The organism is Vibrio sp. JZG120, assembly GCF_053890955.1.
This window is the reverse complement of record NZ_JBSRRK010000004.1, coordinates 336,372-353,845: the sequence shown is the minus strand read 5'-3', so window position 1 is coordinate 353,845 and position 17,474 is coordinate 336,372. Positions and strand designations below refer to the sequence as shown.

15 protein-coding genes are annotated in these 17,474 nt (G+C 45.2%); 2 read left to right on the top strand and 13 right to left on the bottom strand.

Annotated features, from left to right (window positions below; translation table 11 throughout):
* Positions 1–56: 56 nt before the first annotated feature.
* From ACWPOD_RS10045 to ACWPOD_RS10015, 7 genes are all read right to left on the bottom strand, one after another.
* A complete protein-coding gene (locus tag ACWPOD_RS10045) occupies positions 57–1,160 on the bottom strand; it encodes a phosphoribosylaminoimidazolesuccinocarboxamide synthase (RefSeq protein WP_085569567.1) in 1,104 nt (367 codons plus the stop codon).
* A gap of 203 nt (positions 1,161–1,363) precedes the next feature.
* On the bottom strand, positions 1,364–1,756 hold the full coding sequence (locus tag ACWPOD_RS10040) for a SulA-like leucine-rich domain-containing protein (RefSeq protein ID WP_012841914.1): 393 nt from the start codon (positions 1,754–1,756) through the stop codon (positions 1,364–1,366).
* 413 nt (positions 1,757–2,169) lie between these two features.
* Positions 2,170–2,352, bottom strand: a complete 183-nt coding sequence (locus tag ACWPOD_RS10035; protein WP_005377960.1) for a hypothetical protein — start codon at positions 2,350–2,352, stop codon at positions 2,170–2,172.
* A 177-nt stretch (positions 2,353–2,529) separates the two neighbouring features.
* A complete protein-coding gene (locus tag ACWPOD_RS10030) occupies positions 2,530–3,504 on the bottom strand; it encodes a J domain-containing protein (protein ID WP_456231854.1) in 975 nt (324 codons plus the stop codon).
* A 76-nt stretch (positions 3,505–3,580) separates the two neighbouring features.
* Positions 3,581–4,240: an OmpA family protein gene (locus tag ACWPOD_RS10025; protein WP_005377956.1), complete on the bottom strand. Its 660-nt coding sequence runs from the start codon at positions 4,238–4,240 to the stop codon at positions 3,581–3,583.
* Positions 4,241–4,457: 217 nt separating this feature from the next.
* Positions 4,458–5,153 (bottom strand): DUF2786 domain-containing protein, encoded by a 696-nt coding sequence (locus ACWPOD_RS10020; protein WP_005395879.1) that lies wholly within the window; start codon positions 5,151–5,153, stop codon positions 4,458–4,460.
* A 209-nt stretch (positions 5,154–5,362) separates the two neighbouring features.
* Positions 5,363–6,043, bottom strand: coding sequence for a DUF3334 family protein (locus tag ACWPOD_RS10015; RefSeq protein ID WP_006742601.1), 681 nt, complete (start codon positions 6,041–6,043; stop codon positions 5,363–5,365).
* A 264-nt stretch (positions 6,044–6,307) separates the two neighbouring features.
* Between ACWPOD_RS10015 and ydiJ the strand changes: the two genes are divergently transcribed.
* Both ydiJ and ACWPOD_RS10005 read left to right on the top strand, forming a co-directional pair.
* Positions 6,308–9,343 carry a D-2-hydroxyglutarate dehydrogenase YdiJ gene (ydiJ, locus tag ACWPOD_RS10010; protein ID WP_456231853.1) on the top strand — a complete coding sequence of 1,012 codons (3,036 nt, stop codon included), beginning with the start codon at positions 6,308–6,310 and terminating at the stop codon, positions 9,341–9,343.
* Between the two features lie 73 nt (positions 9,344–9,416).
* Positions 9,417–9,878 carry a methyltransferase family protein gene (locus ACWPOD_RS10005; RefSeq protein ID WP_053807257.1) on the top strand — a complete coding sequence of 154 codons (462 nt, stop codon included), beginning with the start codon at positions 9,417–9,419 and terminating at the stop codon, positions 9,876–9,878.
* 110 nt (positions 9,879–9,988) lie between these two features.
* Here ACWPOD_RS10005 and ACWPOD_RS10000 read toward each other — a convergent pair whose 3' ends face one another.
* The 6 genes from ACWPOD_RS10000 to hutC all read right to left on the bottom strand — a co-directional run bounded on the left by ACWPOD_RS10000 (position 9,989) and on the right by hutC (position 17,469).
* Positions 9,989–10,714: a DUF3581 domain-containing protein gene (locus ACWPOD_RS10000; protein ID WP_005395883.1), complete on the bottom strand. Its 726-nt coding sequence runs from the start codon at positions 10,712–10,714 to the stop codon at positions 9,989–9,991.
* Between the two features lie 337 nt (positions 10,715–11,051).
* Entirely contained in the window at positions 11,052–12,587 is a 1,536-nt protein-coding gene (gene hutH, locus ACWPOD_RS09995) for a histidine ammonia-lyase (protein ID WP_104974223.1), read from the bottom strand.
* 11 nt (positions 12,588–12,598) lie between these two features.
* Positions 12,599–14,296, bottom strand: a complete 1,698-nt coding sequence (gene hutU, locus ACWPOD_RS09990; RefSeq protein WP_025766830.1) for a urocanate hydratase — start codon at positions 14,294–14,296, stop codon at positions 12,599–12,601.
* A gap of 73 nt (positions 14,297–14,369) precedes the next feature.
* Entirely contained in the window at positions 14,370–15,380 is a 1,011-nt protein-coding gene (gene hutG, locus ACWPOD_RS09985; protein ID WP_456231852.1) for a formimidoylglutamase, read from the bottom strand.
* A 1-nt stretch (position 15,381) separates the two neighbouring features.
* Positions 15,382–16,632 carry an imidazolonepropionase gene (hutI, locus tag ACWPOD_RS09980; protein ID WP_237311794.1) on the bottom strand — a complete coding sequence of 417 codons (1,251 nt, stop codon included), beginning with the start codon at positions 16,630–16,632 and terminating at the stop codon, positions 15,382–15,384.
* 129 nt (positions 16,633–16,761) lie between these two features.
* Entirely contained in the window at positions 16,762–17,469 is a 708-nt protein-coding gene (hutC, locus tag ACWPOD_RS09975; RefSeq protein ID WP_005395889.1) for a histidine utilization repressor, read from the bottom strand.
* Positions 17,470–17,474: the final 5 nt, after the last annotated feature.

The window sequence follows — 17,474 nt, the reverse complement described above, 5'->3', positions numbered from 1 at the left end:
TCCGCAGGCTAGTGCGGACTTTTTATTGGAAAGCGTTTAGCAATCTAGCGACAGTGCTAGTCAATCAATCCGTATTCTTTGCTCAGAACTTCGATGATTTCCGCTTTCGGATTCTCACTCAAATGAATCGGCTTGCCTGTAATCTTCTCGGCAATACCAATGTAGGTGCTCGAAATCGCCATCAAAGATTCGACGGGTAAAGCATTATCACGAGCGAGTGCTTCGCGCTCTGGCATACGTTCTTTGTTTAGCAAGATATCTGGGTCAGGGAAGTGGTTAAGTAGGAACTGGCGGAAACCTTCTTTTGAGTTCTCTACGATGTGACCTGCTTGGTACTCTTTAGCATCCCATATACGAGACGAGTCTGGTGTACCCACTTCATCCATGTAAATCAGCTTTTCATTGCCAGCAGCATCATGAACATAACCAAATTCGAATTTGGTATCGACAAAGATTTGGTCGATTTCTTCTAACGCTTGGCTGATAACGTTAAAGCCTTCTTTCAGCAGTTTTTCGTAGAGTGCGATATCGTCGGCACTTGAGAAGTTAAATGCTTCGTAGTTGTCTACGATGTTTTGACGAGTAATATTCACGTCATCCGCTTCTGGCACACCGGGAATACCTTTTAGAATGCCTTTTGTGGATGGGGTCATGAGCAACTCTGGCAGTGCTTTGTCTTTTCCTAACCCTTCAGGAAGTTGGATTCCACAAAACTCGCGCTCGCCATTTGCGTAAGCGCGCCACATCGAACCCGTGATGTATTTGCGGCAGATGGCTTCTATTTTTACCGGTTTGGCTTTTTGTACAATCCAAACAAAAGGGTGAGGAATGTCTAGAATATGGCTATCTGCTAAGCCATTTTCTTTGAACAGTTTGAACCAGTGATTAGAAATCGCATTAAGCGCAGCCCCTTTACCCGGGACACCATTAAGACCACCTTCAGCATGCCAAATACAATCGAATGCAGAGATTCGGTCGCTAATCACCATGATAGCCAAAGGCGCATCTGGAGCGACATCGTATCCTTTTTCTTTGATCAGTCGGGCACTGTCTTCTTCAGTTAACCAGTAAACTGAACGAACTTTTCCGCTGTGAACGGGTTTATGGGTGCGAATTGGCAGGTCGTCATTGACGGCAAGTACTTGATTAGCAAGGCTCATTGCGACATTCCTATCATCTTAATCAAACGTCAGAAAGAGAAGATATTCAGCAAAATGTGGGCGCTGAATAAATCGAATGTGGGCATCATACCAGAACTATTTTAACTCGCCAGAGAAAAAGCAAACGTTTGCTTATTTTCTTTAATACAAAAAAAGCCCCCTTAAAAAGGAGGCGAGATGCAGGATGGATAACGTCGAACTTATTAGTGGTACTTATTAACTCTGCCTTCGACGAAAAAAACCTCACACTGATAGCGCTGCGCCATGTCGCGCAACATAGATTGATTCATAAGTGCAATTTTATTTGATGCGACAACAGCACTGGCATTACCTGATCGGATGGCTTTGATCACGATCTCGACTTCTGAAAGCTGTTGAGAAGGCTTCATTTGAATCACGTTTTTACAGCAAATATTAGAAGCAGTGAGTTGTTCAAAGTCTGGGCGAGGGCAGTCTGCTGTAAACAAAATCCATTGTTTCTGCTGCGATAAAACAGCCAGCTTAGATAGAAGCTGATCCGAAACGGCCATGGGCTGAGTTGCTTGTGCCAATACGTTGTAACGAGAGTATGTATGAGATTGACTTTGTAACTGCATCTTACTGTTCCTTTATACATGCTGTATGTGTATACAGTAGTTTGTTTTGGCGACCTGATCAACCCGTTTCTCAAAAGTTATTTGCGTTTTTTTGAGAAGGAAACAAAAGGATTTTATTTTAAGTATCTGAATTTATTTGATTATTTTTCATTTTTGATATGTCTAACATCAATTTAAAAATGTGAGATGAGTAGAAAATTGGACGAGATACATACAGGGGGTCACTACTGTATATACAGGTGTTTTTTCACGGGCAGTGGTTTGTATACAGTAGGAGAGGGGCTGATAACCGATGCGACATGCTATGTAGGATAGGAGGGAATACGAGATAGAGATTGGAAATAGGGCTTGGCCGATCAAAAAAGCGCCTTAAAAGGCGCTTTTGAAAATCAGTTCCGTTGATTCCGTCTTGCTTAGCTCGCTCGTTGCAAGCGTTCGCGCATTTGTAATTCGCCTTGGTTAAATAGGCGCACGTCGATTTTTGCCATGTCGTAACAAGCTTTACATGAGTAATGGTGCTTGCCATCTAAATAATCGTGACGAGTTACAAGACTAGGTTTTTTACACCAATCACAGGTGCCTTCTTCAGTGAACATTGATTTTCTCCCCACCTAGATTAATTTGAGTCGTTAGGTGTTATTTTGCGCTGAGCATTATGGCATAAAAGCGAGACTTAAGTTAAATGTCTGTTAATTTGTTTGAGAGGGAGATCGATTGCGGCGCTTGATTATATGGGTCTAAAAGCATGCTAGCCAAAGTGTCTCGACCTGTTTTTACTGTTTTGTAACATTTTGTGAGACAAGCTGAAAGGCATGATTGAGTCGCTTCATTTCTTCTTCACTGCCTCTTGTGTCCGGATGATAAAGCTTTGATAGCTGTCTATAGCGTAGCTTTATTGCTTGTAAATCAGGGATGTGTTGTGGTGTGTAGCCAAACATGGCGCATGCGACGCTTAGCTTATGGTTCTCTGCCTGGGTTTTGGATTTCTTAAATTCTTTGAATACTTTCTCTAGCTGGCGTTTCAGTTGCTTGTTCGTAAACTCTAGCTCTTTAACTTTTGCCGCCATTCGCTGATTTTGGCTTTCCTCTTTGGCTTCACGCGCTTTTCTATTCTGCTTATGTTTCTTGATTACGAAGAAGCTTAAGCCGCTGATGATGAGTATCGCCGCTAGCCAAATCAGCCATAAAAACTGCGAGTATTCTACCTTGGGGTTTGCAACTGTGCTTTTCTCTTCTTGTGTTTGTTCAGCCTTTTTATCGAGCGACTTTATTTGCGAGACTTGTTTAGCTCGCAGTTGGTTGAAGCGCTGCTCTAACAGTTGATTATATGCTTGTTCTGCTGCTGGATTATGCTGAGAAGCCATTTGATACAAGGCTTCAGTCAATTGAGAAGTTGTGACCTTATCTTGATTGCGCTGAATAAAGTTAGCGAGAAGAAAGCCCCGATCGATTGGGTCATTGAGTGCGATAGAGGTTAGCCAATATAACGCTTGTGTTTCATTTTTTTCGCCATTTATCCCTTTAGCAAAGTCGTTCGCGAGCTGTTTTTGCGCAGGGAGGTAACCTTGGTTGGCGGATTGCTCTAGCCAGTAGCGTGTTTCTGTTGAGGCTTCAGCTTTGTTTGATGCCAATAATTGTTGTGCGTACTCGTATTGTTCTATGGGGTCATTTGGAGCTTGAGAGGCAAGCGAGTAACCAGAAAAGCAGAGGCTAAATAAGCAGAGTAGGGCAGACGTTTTGACAGACATTGATATGTCAGGCCTAACGATTATGGTTAGGCCTGCTCCGGTAATCTTTTATTATTACCGCTATGGTGCAACCAAATTACTTCAGTGGCAAGATCTGGATTTCAACACGACGGTTGCACGCACGACCTTCAGAAGTTTGGTTTGAGCAAATTGGGTTACGTTCGCCGTAGCCACGTGCAATTGCGCGACCAGGTGCAACGTTTTGAGATACTAGGAATTGACGTACGGACTCTGCACGACGCTCAGACAACGTTTGGTTGTATGACTCACTGCCCGTGCTATCAGTGTAACCGTCGATAACAAGGCTGGTATCTGGGTATTCAACCAAGATGCGAGCAACACCGCGTAGCGTATTATGAATGCTAGCATCAAGCTGGTAAGAGCTTGAAGAGAAGCCGATACCATTTTCCATACGCAGTAAAAGCTGGTTCTCACCAACACGCTGAACTTGTACACCAGAGTTTAGCAAAGCGCGACGCAATTCTGCTTCTTGTTGGTCAAAGTAGTAACCAACGCCAGCGCCAGTCGCTCCGCCTGCGGCCGCACCAATGAGTGCATGCTGACGACGTTCTTTAGCGTCATCGCCCGTTGCTAGACCGATTGCTGCACCAGCGATAGCACCAATAAGCGCGCCTTGCGTGGTTGAGTTAGTTTCGTATTCACCCGTTGTTGCATTTTGGCGTTGAGTGGCTTGACAGCCAGTAAGAGCTAGCACTAGAGCTAGTGCAATAGGCATCTTTTTCAAGGGAAAATCTCCGTATAAAACTGAGGCGAAACCATGCCTCATAATGGGATGCGAATTATGAATAAGTAAGCATTGATATTTGTTATGAGAAAGTAAGATTGATAAGAGTTTCTGTAAGAAAATTCTTATCGTTACTATCACAACTTTAAAAAGTAGGTCCCAATCACATTGGAATATTGGGACCTACGTTAATCAATTGCTGTTCTGGTTATTTCGATGGATTGCCCAACATTTTACGCGCTTGCTCGCCGCCAACACCACGGTTAACGGAGACTCTTCTACCTTTTTTCAAGCCCACTTCGTAGTCTTCGGTTAGGTTTTTCATCGCTTCTTTCAGTTGCTTCTTGAAGGTTTCGCGGTCAATGTTTTGGAATTCTTTATCAATATAATCATTGATTTTGTTGGCCGACTCTTCGTCTGGGGAAATGACTGGAAGTTTCTCTATCGCTCCCTCTACCCAGCCAGATACAAATGAGTTCACGCGGCGAGTCACTTCTTGAGAAGAGGTGCCCGTACCTGCGAAACTATTTCGGAATTGTCCGGTACTTTCGTTCATCTCGCGATAAATAATATCGAAAGCAAATGCAGCAAAAATCGCGCGATCTGCTTCACCGATAAACTCGACACGTTTGAGCCCTTTGTGATTCAACAACACCGCTTCAACACCGAATTTAGTGTTAATGCCGCGAATCACTCGCAATATGGTAGAACTGATATTCGCTGGTAGTAGGTGGGAAGACTGTGTTTTCCCCATTCTGATAAACTCAATATCGTCCTTATCCAGACCATATTTGAGCATGAGGCGATGTGCCATTTTGATAGCATTGGCAGCCTCATTAACATTAGCGGAATTGCCCAGTTCTAAGCACTTGGCGATTTTTTTCAGAGCTTTTTGTTTATCCATCGACAACCAGTAACGAAAGCAGAAAATTTATGAAGTCAGACATATTACCTTTTTTGACATAAAAACGAAATACAAGGTGGGAGTGAAGGTGGTTTATGGACATAAAAAGAAGCCCCGCGGTAGGCGAGGCTAGGCGTTTTAGTTCGTCATAATCAGTATGAAGTCGTACTTGTGTCTAAGAAGCCATTCTTCATTAAGATTAGTTGGAATTACAACCCGAGCTGGTTGAGTAAATCATCGGCGTCATCGTTCGAACTCGACGATTTAGATTCTTTCTCAGCCATATTTTTACGTGTTGCTTCTAAAATATCGTCTGGATTTTCGTCTTCTGCGATTTCAAACTCTTCTAGTTGGATGAACTCAGTTTTGTCCATTGCCAACTCTAGGTAGAAAATGTTGTTATTTTCGGTGGAGAACGTCACTCGGCGAGCTTGAGGGCGGTCAAGGTTGGTATCCACTTGTAAGATGACTTGCTTATTCAGCGCCATCATTTTTGGCTGGTTTTGTGTGATGTTCGTTTGCAGCTCTTTACGAATTTTATTGGTGAAATCTCCAACCAGTTGGTTCATTAGTTCACCCAGAACATCTCCCACCTCGTCAGAAGTATGAGATATTGCCAGTTCTTCTTCTGGCATACCCATATTACGCATGTAGTTGGTGTAGATCTCTAATGCGGCTTTTGCCGTAAAATTAATTACGACTAGCCCGGTAAACCCGCCATCAAACAGAACAAAACAGCCAAAATCTGGCTTGAGGCTAGTCTTGTGGATTTTTTGCACCATTGCAGAGTAATTTACTTGAGAAGATGTCGCCGAAGTTAGGACGCCAGAAACAGACTGGCAAAGTTTGAGAAGGATATCTTCAGTGGTCACAATTTTATTTTTTTTCATTCTGAAAACTCATCTAGAAACGCGATTCGTTCCCCAATGTAAGGCATCAAGCGTGAAAAAATAAAGCATAAGTTTAATTATTGTATCGAGATTCTGATTTGCTCGTCTTTTTAAATGTTGTAAAGTGACGAAATTCAAAGAATATTACTTCACTTACTCTTTTGTGGTGTTTTGTTTCGCTGAACGCCAACTTGTATGAGAAGTGAGCAAATAATTACATAACCCGCAGCTGATCGGATTCAGCGTCGTAGGGGCAGGAAGCAAATGTTACCAAGATTACACTCGCAAACTGATGTCGATCCTCTTGTTCTTAGTTTTCTGAAAGAGCTTGAGCACGCCGGATTCACTGGTGATATCGAAAGCCAATATTCAAGCCGACTAGCGGTTGCCACTGACAACAGTGTTTACCAGCAACTTCCTCAGTCTGTCGTTCATCCCAAAACGACAGAAGATGTTTCTCTCCTCGGGAAACTGAGCAATAAAGAAAAGTACGAACGAATTACCTTTTCACCTCGTGGTGGCGGCACAGGGACCAATGGTCAGTCGCTAACCAAAGGTATTGTGGTGGATATGTCTCGCCACATGAACAAAGTGCTTGAGATTAATGAGAAAGAAGGCTGGGTTCGTGTACAAACTGGTGTAGTGAAAGACCAGTTAAATGATGCGGTTCGCCCTTACGGTTACTTCTTCTCTCCAGACTTATCTACCAGTAACCGTGCAACGATTGGCGGCATGGTCAACACCGATGCTTCTGGTCAAGGTTCTCTGAAATACGGAAAAACATCCGATCATGTTTTGTCGCTACAAGCGGTGTTTGCTGATGGCTCAGTTTTAGAATCAGATCTGTCCAACGGCTACCCCGAAGAAGGCGAGTTTGCTGCCAAGGCGCTACGAGTAACGGAATCCGTATGTCGTGAAAAACGCCAGCAGATCGTGGATAAATTTCCTCCTCTCAACCGCTTCCTAACGGGCTATGACTTAAAGAACGCGCTAGATGAAGACGATGATCGTTTCGAGATCACACGAGTGTTGTGTGGTGCGGAAGGTTCATTGGCATTTATTACCGAAGCGAAGCTAAACCTGACGCCAATTCCGAAAGCACGTACTTTGGTTAACGTTAAATACAACAGCTTTGACTCTGCGCTGCGTAATGCACCGTTTATGGTCGAAGCGAAAGCGCTATCTGTAGAAACCGTTGACTCGAAAGTGCTTAATCTCGCGAAGCAAGATATCGTCTGGCACACCGTGAGTGATTTGCTTACCGATGTTCCAAATAAAGAGATGCTTGGCATCAATATGGTGGAATACGCAGGTCAGGACGAAGAAGAGGTTGCTGCGCAGGTTGCAGCGCTGACCGCCAAGCTCGATACCATGCTGGAAACAGAAGAAGCGGGCATCATCGGTTACCAAGTTTGTAACGACGTAGCGAGCATTGGGCGTATTTACAACATGCGTAAAAAAGCGGTGGGTTTGTTAGGCGCAGCAAAAGGTCGTGCTAAACCGGTCGCATTCGCTGAAGATACCTGTGTGCCACCAGAAAACCTGGCGGACTTCATTGTGGAGTTTCGAGAGCTGTTAGACAGCAAGTCTCTGAATTACGGCATGTTTGGTCACGTCGATGCCGGGGTGCTTCACGTACGTCCTGCGTTGGATTTGTGTGACCCGCACCAAGAAGCATTGATGCACGAAGTTTCTGATGAAGTGGTCAAGCTGGTGGCGAAATACGGCGGTTTGATGTGGGGTGAACATGGCAAAGGTTTCCGCTCAGAATATGGCCCTGAGTTTTTCGGCGACGAGTTGTTTACTGAGCTGAGACGTGTGAAGGCGGCATTCGATCCACACAACAAAATGAACCCGGGCAAAATCTGTACGCCGCTTGATAGTGATGCAGAGTTAGTAAAAGTTACCGATACCAAACGTGGTTACTTCGATCGTCAGATTGACGTTCAAGTACGTGACAGCTTTAAGCAAGCGATGGAGTGTAACGGTAACGGTTTGTGTTTTAACTACGATACCAGCTCGCCAATGTGTCCATCGATGAAAGTAACAGCCGATCGTCGTCATTCACCGAAAGGTCGTGCGGGTTTGGTTCGCGAGTGGTTGCGTCAGCTTACTGGGCAAGGTATTGATATTCTTGACTTAGAAAAGCAAACGCTAGAAAACAAAACATCAATCAAAACCATGATTGACCGCGTACGTCATTCTATCAATCGTCGTCACGAATACGATTTCTCCCACGAAGTGTATGAAGCGATGAATGGTTGTTTAGCGTGTAAAGCGTGTGCGAGCCAGTGTCCGATTAAAGTCGACGTTCCGAGTTTCCGCTCACGCTTTTTAAACATTTATCACTCTCGTTACCAACGTCCAGCAAAAGATTATCTGGTTGCGAACATAGAGACTATGCTGCCGATGATGGCGAAAGCGCCAGGTGTCGTAAACGGTGTTTTGAAGCAGTCGTGGGTCAAGAGCTTAACGGCTTCAACAGTTGGGTATGTCGATGCGCCGTTGTTATCAGTACCTACATTGAAACAACGAGTAGAGTCGCTGACAACGCCTTATGATCTGCAAGCGCTCAGCGGTTTGTCTTCGTCTGAAAAGAGCAAGCATGTTTTAATTGTTCAAGACCCATTCACTAGCTACTACGACGCCGATGTTGTAGAAGACTTCGTTAAATTATTGAAAAAGCTGGGTATGCATCCGGTGCTTCTGCCATTTAAGCCGAATGGTAAAGCACAACACATTAAAGGCTTTCTACGTCAGTTTAAGGATACAGCAGCCGATACAGCGAAGTTTTTGGCGATGGTAGCGGATCTGGATATTCCATTAGTTGGTGTCGACCCTGCATTGGTGCTGTGTTATCGAGATGAATACGCTGAAGTACTTGGCAGTAAGCGAGGTGATTTCGATGTACTAACGGCCCACGAATGGCTTTACCCAAGACTAGAAGCGTTTGAAAGCGGAGAGCATAACGCGCAGGAACCTTGGTATCTGTTTGCGCACTGTACTGAAAAAACCAAAATGCCGAATGCGGAAAAAGAGTGGGGCGCTATTTTTGCTCACTTTGGTGCGGTTTTAAATACGGTACCGGTTGGTTGTTGTGGTATGGCGGGTACGTTTGGTCACGAGGTCGATAAGTTGTCGATGTCGAAAGACATTTACAATTTAAGCTGGAAGCCAAGCTTAGATAAGTTAGATAACGAGAGATGTTTGATTACTGGCTACTCTTGCCGCAGCCAAGTGAAACGCTTTGAAGGAACAAAGCCCAAACATCCCGTTCAGGCGCTGTTAACTTTGATATAATCACATCATATTAAGCCCAGTTTTACTGGGCTTTTTTAGAAGTCACATACAACAATTTCAAAGGATATGAATCTTGAGAAAACTTGAACTCAAAGTCCCACCTGTTGCGGTGTTTTTGTTGGTCATACTACTCATGTATGGACTGACAGTTCTGGTGCCGAGCCTGAATATTAGTGTGCCCTTTGTCGAGGTTGTGGTTGGCGGGTTAACTTTGCTCTCTGGTTATATGGGCATTGCTGGTGTGTATGAATTCCATAAAGTAAAAACGACGGTTAACCCTGTAAAGCCTGACACGGCCTCTTCCGTGGTGAGAACTGGCGTATTTTCTTTTTCGCGCAACCCGATGTATATGGCGCTACTGCTTCTAATCATTGCAATTGGTTTGTGGTGGCAGCACTTGAGTGTGGTGCTTTGTAGCGTTGTATTTGTCAGTTATATGAATCGATTTCAAATCAAGCCAGAGGAACGTGTTCTAGAGCGATTGTTTGGTGAAGAGTATGTGGATTACAAAAACCACGTCCGCCGCTGGATCTAAGCATTGCGTTTAGTTTTATTTGGATGAGACATAAAAAGAAAGCCCAACGATCGACGTTGGGCTTTCTTTTAGTAAACACGTTTTTTGAGCGCTTCTGATAGGGCAGTCGATTAGGCTGCCTTAACGAACTTTGCTAGGAATGCATCCTTACGTTCATTGAAACGGCGTACAAGATCGTCAACCGCTTCTTGGTCATATGGCTTCAAGCCGCTTGCAACCATGCGCTTGATGCCTTTGCCAACGACTTCACCGTCTTCTTTGAACGCAAAGTTTAAGGTGACTACCCCACGTTTACCTTCCACGTCGAATGTTGCGCCAGTGAAATCCACTTCTGGATGTGTAAGGTCTAAGCGTGAAAATTCAACTTCCATGCTTTCATAAATAACTAATGGACGTTGGCAGTTGATCATCATTTGCTTCTCTTCCATAAGAGGAACCATGATGTGAGGGAAGTTCATGCCAGAGAATTGCACGTAATTTGTTACGACATGCTCAATAAATGCGGGATCGTGGTTAGTCTCACCTTCACGGGACATGTGTAAGTATTCTTTACCTGCCTCGTCAACAACGGCGCTTTCTTTTTCACACTTATTTTCAATATGAAGTGCTACACCATCGTTTACCATGCCAGAGAAGTTAAAACGCATTTTTTGGCTGACGCCTTCTTTACTAAGAAGCACTGCGAAAAGTAAGTCCCCAGGGACACAAAAGCGTTTGTTGTCTTCATCGTGGATTGGGTTGTAGTCACCTGCGACACGTTTTGCAAAGTGGCTTGCTTGTTCGCGAGTGAACTGAAACTGGTGATTAGTGTTTGAAAAATAAGGTGTTAGAAACATAATTTTTACGTAGTAACCAAAACTGTGTGGGATTATATGCGAATATCTGCGTAGCAATGGTCCATCCAGTGAAAACTTCACCGTATCCTAACAATAAGACACTATTTCGGCGGATAAATCGTTAAAAACGCATACTTTAGCAACGCTTTTATTTGTGAAAGCAATAAACAGCGACTTTATTATGTCGGCTATTTTTAAAAGTATAGCAATAACAATATGCAAGTGTTCATAAAGATCGCTGGGAACACGTTTAATGAGGAGATAAAAAAGCTCCACGCGAAACGTGGAGCCTTCAAATTATCATCCGGTTTTTAGATTAAGTGCTGGTAATGCTGGATTACTGAACACTTGGTAACAGACTCTCTGGCATAAGCGTGTTGTGGATAGCCAGCTTAAGCAGAGTATTGGCCTGTTCAATGTCCGGCGCAAAGTAGCGATCTTTATCGTAGAACGATACTTTTTCACGCAACATTTGTTTGGCAATCTCGATACGCTCAGAAGACTTGTTTGGTGCTCTAAAGTCTAGGCCTTGTGCTGCTGAGAGGTATTCGACCGCCAGAATGCCGCGAGTGTTTTCTCCCATTTCTTTCAATCTGCGAGCCGCGAAGGTTGCCATTGAAACGTGATCTTCTTGGTTTGCTGATGTTGGCAAGCTGTCTACTGACGCTGGGTGAGCGAGCGTTTTGTTTTCGCTTGCTAGCGCAGCAGAGGTGACTTGGGCAATCATGAAACCAGAGTTTACACCGCCATTATCAACTAAGAACGGTGGTAATTTTGATAATGCGCTATCGATAAGCAATGCCATACGACGTTCAGACAGGCTGCCGATCTCAGCAATCGCCAGTGCTAGGTTGTCGGCGGCCATTGCAACAGGCTCAGCGTGGAAGTTACCACCAGAGATGATGTCGTCATCTTCAGCAAACACCAACGGGTTATCTGATACAGAGTTCGCTTCTACTTGCAATACTTCGGCGGCGTTGCGGATTTGCTGCAAACACGCCCCCATTACTTGAGGCTGACAGCGCAACGAATACGGGTCTTGCACTTTTTCACAGTTAGTATGCGAATCACCAATGTCACTTGATGTATCCAATAGATGACGATAGGCCAGTGCAGCGTCCATTTGGCTGCGATGACCACGTACACGATGAATGCGCGGATCGAATGGACGTCGGCTGCCGAGAGCGGCTTCGACAGACATTGCGCCACATACTGTAGCCGAAGCGAAAAGATCTTCCGCGATAAACAGACCTTCTAATGCGAACGCTGTTGATGCTTGGGTACCATTTAGCAGCGCTAAGCCTTCTTTCGGTGCCAGAGTTATGGGTTCTAGACCTGCGATTTTTAATGCTTCTTGCCCAGAAATGATATTACCGTTGTGACGAGCTTGTCCTTCACCTAGTAATACTGTGCTCATATGGGCCAGAGGAGCTAAGTCACCTGATGCGCCAACAGAGCCCTTTTTAGGTACGCAAGGGTAAACTTGTGCGTTAACTAGGTCGGTCAGCATATTAATGACTTTTAGGCGAATACCAGAAAAACCACGAGACAGACTATTGATTTTTAATACCATCATCAGACGAACCGTTTCATCTGACATAAACTCACCGATACCTGCCGCATGAGAAAGAACGATACTGCGTTGCAGAGTTTCTAAATCTTCCGGGGCTATTCGTGTGTTAGCCAATAGACCAAAACCAGTGTTAATTCCGTATACCGTTCTATCTTCCGCGATGACACGCTCCACGACTTGCGTGCTTTCTTCAATGGCCGGAATGGCTTCAGGATCCAAAGTAAGGTTGACTGGTGAACGGCTCACTTGGCGTAGTTCGTTTAAGCTAATATGACCTGGCTTTAGCGTTAAATTTAACATCTCTTTCATCCTTACTTGAGCTTCTTCAGTTCTTCGTTGAGCATTGGCAAATCTAGCCCTTGCTCTGCTGCACATTGTTTAGCAATATCGTATCCCGCATCAGCATGACGCATCACGCCTGTTGCTGGGTCGTTATGCAGCACACGGGCAATACGTTCTGAGGCATCTTCACTGCCGTCACAGCAGATAACCATACCTGAGTGTTGCGAAAAGCCCATACCTACGCCTCCACCGTGGTGCAGTGAAACCCAAGTTGCGCCGCCCGCCGTGTTGAGTAGCGCGTTTAATAGTGGCCAGTCTGATACGGCGTCAGAACCGTCCATCATGCCTTCTGTTTCTCGGTTCGGGCTTGCTACGGAGCCAGAGTCTAAGTGGTCACGACCAATGACAACGGGCGCCTTAAGTTCGCCATTTTTCACCATTTCATTGAATGCTTGACCAAGACGCTCACGATCTTTAAGACCAACCCAGCAAATACGTGCAGGTAAACCTTGGAACTGAATGCGCTCGCGCGCCATATCTAGCCAGTTATGTAAGTGCGGATTATCTGGAATTAGCTCTTTTACTTTTTGGTCGGTTTTATAGATATCCTCAGGATCGCCAGAGAGAGCGGCCCAGCGGAAAGGACCAATACCTTCGCAGAATAGAGGGCGAATGTAGGCTGGAACGAAGCCAGGGAAATCAAATGCGTTTTCTACGCCTTCTTCCAGAGCCATTTGGCGGATGTTGTTACCGTAGTCGAGTGTTGCGGCGCCGCGATTTTGTAGCTCTAACATGGCTTGAACTTGCACTGCCATGGATTTTTTGGCTGCTTTAACGACCATTGCTTCATCTTGCAAACGCATTTCCGCAGCGTGAGACATGCTCCAGCCTTGTGGTAAGTAGCCATTGAGCGGATCGTGTGCAGACGTTTGGTCTGTTACTACATCAGGCGTGATATTACGTTCTACCAACTCAGAGAAAACGTCAGCTGCATTACCTAGTAGACCAACCGATACTGGTGTGTCTGATTCTTTGATGATAGCAAGCGCTTCATCTAAAGATGTCGCTTTCTTATCGACATAGCCTGTACGTAGGCGGTAATCGATACGCGATTCATCACACTCTACCGCAATCATGGAGAAGCCCGCCATCGTACCAGCTAGAGGCTGAGCACCACCCATACCACCAAGACCGCCAGTTAGAATCCATCGGCCTTTTGCTTCGCCGTCAAAGTGCTTTTTCGCAACAGATACGAATGTTTCGTATGTGCCTTGGACGATGCCTTGTGAGCCAATGTATATCCAGCTGCCAGCGGTCATTTGGCCGTACATCATCAAGCCTTGTTTATCGAGCTCGTTGAAGTGTTCCCAGTTTGCCCAATGAGGAACGAGGTTTGAGTTTGCGATAAGCACGCGTGGGGCGTTTTTATGGGTAGGGAAAACACCAACAGGCTTGCCTGATTGAACTAAAAGCGTTTGGTCATCTTCGAGTCTTTCAAGTACTTCAACAATCTTGTCGTAACATTCCCAGTTTCGTGCCGCACGGCCAATGCCGCCATATACAACCAGCGAATGTGGATGTTCTGCAACATCAGGATCGAGGTTGTTCATCAGCATACGAAGAGGGGCTTCGGTTAGCCAAGATTTTGCGCGCAGTTTATCTCCGTGAGGTGCACGAATTGTTCTGCTTGTATCAAGTCGTGGATCTTGTCCCTGGCGCTGTGTCATTTCAGACTCCTTTAGTTTCTCGTGATGACCAAGTACTTGCTTGGTCGTAATAATAAGTGGCATCTAGGATGCGTTATGGTTTGTGTTGCTTTTCCGCCATCGCGTTGGCGATATCCCAACACAAACGGGCAGCTAAGCGTGCAGTTTGACTATCGACGTCATAATTAGGGTTGTATTCGGCGATATCAGCCAGCATGAGCTTATTTTGGTAATGAAGAATTCGATCTAAAAATGGCGCAATTGTGTCGTAACTTACTCCTCGAGCCGCAGGGGCGCTGACCCCTGGAGCGGTTGCGGCGGGAAATACATCCAGATCAATGGTTAAATAGAGGTAGTCACAGTCGTCAATAAAATGTTGAAGCTGGGTTAAGTGATAACTGTGGTTTAGGTAGCAAAGCTGATTGTCTTCTACATACCAAACATTTAACGCATCTGCTTTTTCAAATAGCGCTTTAGTGTTGCTACTGCGGCTTACACCGATGCAAGCGTAATGAAAGTCCCAATCGTTACGTTGGCAAAAATGATGAATTTGGTTGAAGGGGGTGCCAGAGCTTGGTCTGATGTCGGCGATGCTGCTCTCGAATGCGCGTAAGTCGAAATGCGCATCGAAATTGATGATACCGATTTTAGGCTTCTTTTCTGGATGGTGCGCTTTAAAATACTCCGCTAAGCCGGAAAACGAGGCCCACGCAATCTCATGCCCGCCACCTAACACGATGACAGGCGTATGAGGAAGTGCGCTTGAAATGGTTGCCGCACATAGAGATTGGCTCTCTTCCAGTAAGTCGTCTTCGCACACCACGGTACCTAAGTCATATAGTGGGACGTCTTGGTGCCATGCTAAATTAGCGAGTGCTCGTCGGATTAAGTCTGGCGCTTTTTTCGCGCCAATGCGTCCTTTGTTTCTCGCTACGCCAGCATCCGTAGCAAAACCCAGTAATGAGACGCCATGCGCAACTGCCCCTAACTCATCTGCTTTCTGGCGTTGAACCACGTGATGAATTCGCTGACCAAGTTTGCCGTCCTCGGCATCATGACGGCCTTGCCAATGAAATAGGGGAGAATGTAGGTCGAATTGAGACATATTATTGGCCTCCGTGTGAAATGTATTCACCATTTACTATACGACCTACTAGACGTTTTGCTCCGACTTGATAGCTTAAATCTGCAGGACTTTCGATATCCCAGATAGAGAAGTCCGCATCAAACCCTACTTTGATGGTGCCACGTGAGTTTTGATAACCCAGAGCTTTGGCTGCATGTTGCGTTACACCACGCAGTGCTTCTTGCGGCGTAAGGCGAAATAGTGTGCACGCCATATTCAGCATGAGTGTGAGATCAGAAAACGGTGATGTACCTGGGTTGACGTCCGTAGCAATTGCCATCGGCACGTTATGCTCTCTCAACAACTCAATCGGTGGTAACTGAGTTTCTCTTAGAAAATAAAAAGCGCCAGGCAGTAGAGTGGCGACAGTGTTTGAGCGAGCAAGTGCTTTAACACCTTGCTCATCTAAAAACTCGATGTGATCCGCTGACAAACCGTTGTATTGAGCAGTGAGGGCTGTACCACCGAGATTCGAAAGTTGCTCTGTATGCCCTTTAACCTTTAAGCCGTGGCGTTTTGCAGCTATAAACACTTTTTCTGTTTGTTCAAGATTGAAGCCAATCGATTCACAAAAAACATCGACACTCGTGGCTAACTCTTCCTTTGCGACGACAGGGATTATGTCCTGACAAATGTGCTCAATATAATCATCTGCACGGCCTTGGAACTCTGGCGGAATGGCGTGAGCGGCGAGAAGTGTAGTGGTGATTTTAACTTTACGCTCTTGTTCAAGCATTTTGGCTGCACGGAGCATTTTTACTTCATCATTCAGTGTCAATCCGTAGCCTGATTTCACTTCGACAGAAGTGACGCCGCTCGCGAGTAGCCCGTCTAAACGTGGCAACGCTAACTCAACTAATTGCGCTTCGGTTGCTGAACGCGTCGCATGCACCGTTGAAAGTATCCCACCGCCTTGTTTGGAAATTTCTTGATATGGCACGCCGTTTAAGCGCATTTCAAATTCGTTGGCACGATTGCCCGCGTAAATAAGATGAGTGTGGCAGTCGATCAAACCTGGCAGAACTAACTTGCCTTGAAGGTCGATACTCTGAGCGTAATGTTGGGCAGACAGCAGAGACTCAGTTTGCGGTTCGTCTTCACCAATTGCACAGGTGCTGATCGCAACGATTTTTCCAGATTGAATGCCAATACGAGCAGGAGACGTTGGCAGATAACCGCGCTCTCCCGGTTGCATGGTGACCAGACGTGCGTTTTCAATCAGCAAATCCATGTTTGTGTCCCTGTGTTTATTTGTATCATTAAATGTATATACAAATAAATAGAGCAAAATAAGAACACTGACAAGATTGATGTTGCTAAAATGTGATCAAAACGTAGATCTATAGGACCAATCTTGTCATTAAATGAGCACTTTTGAGCTCAGCTTATATTTGTTACCAGGGTGATAAAGTAGGGCGGTACTGACTAACTTATCTTGGCTCCACGTTCTGCGATTCAAGAGAAGGCAAGGCTCATTGGCTTGCATTTTTAAGTCTTGCTTAATACGGCCGTCAGGCACAATTGCCTCTACGGTATGTTCAATAGCGCTGAGTGGGCAATTATCTGACAGGTATTGATTCGGAGTGATTTGTGTGAAGTCTTGATTTAAATAACTCGGGGCATATTGGCTGTTCACCCAGCGGAGTTCCAATTGAATAGGCGTTTGGTCTTCATAGTGAATGATTTCACTGTAAAACACCGTTGTGCCAAGCATGACGCCGAGTTTTGTCGCAATGCTGTCATCTGCTTTTATGGCAACTTGTTTGAGCACTTTACTGCTATATTGTCGCCCTCGGTCGCTGACTTCTTCGGCAATGTTTCGAATGTCTAACAGAGGAGATTCTGACTTTTCACCAGGATCACACACAAACGTACCTAAGCGTGGGCGACGTTGTAATCGGCCCTCATTAACTAAGTCCCGAATTGCTTTGTTCACTGTCATTCTACTGACACCAAATTGCTCGGTAAGCTCAATCTCTGTGGCGATACGATGACCGACTATCCACTCTCCAGAATCAATTTTATCGAGGATAAATTGTTTGATTTGAATGTAGAGTGGTGCAGACATAATGA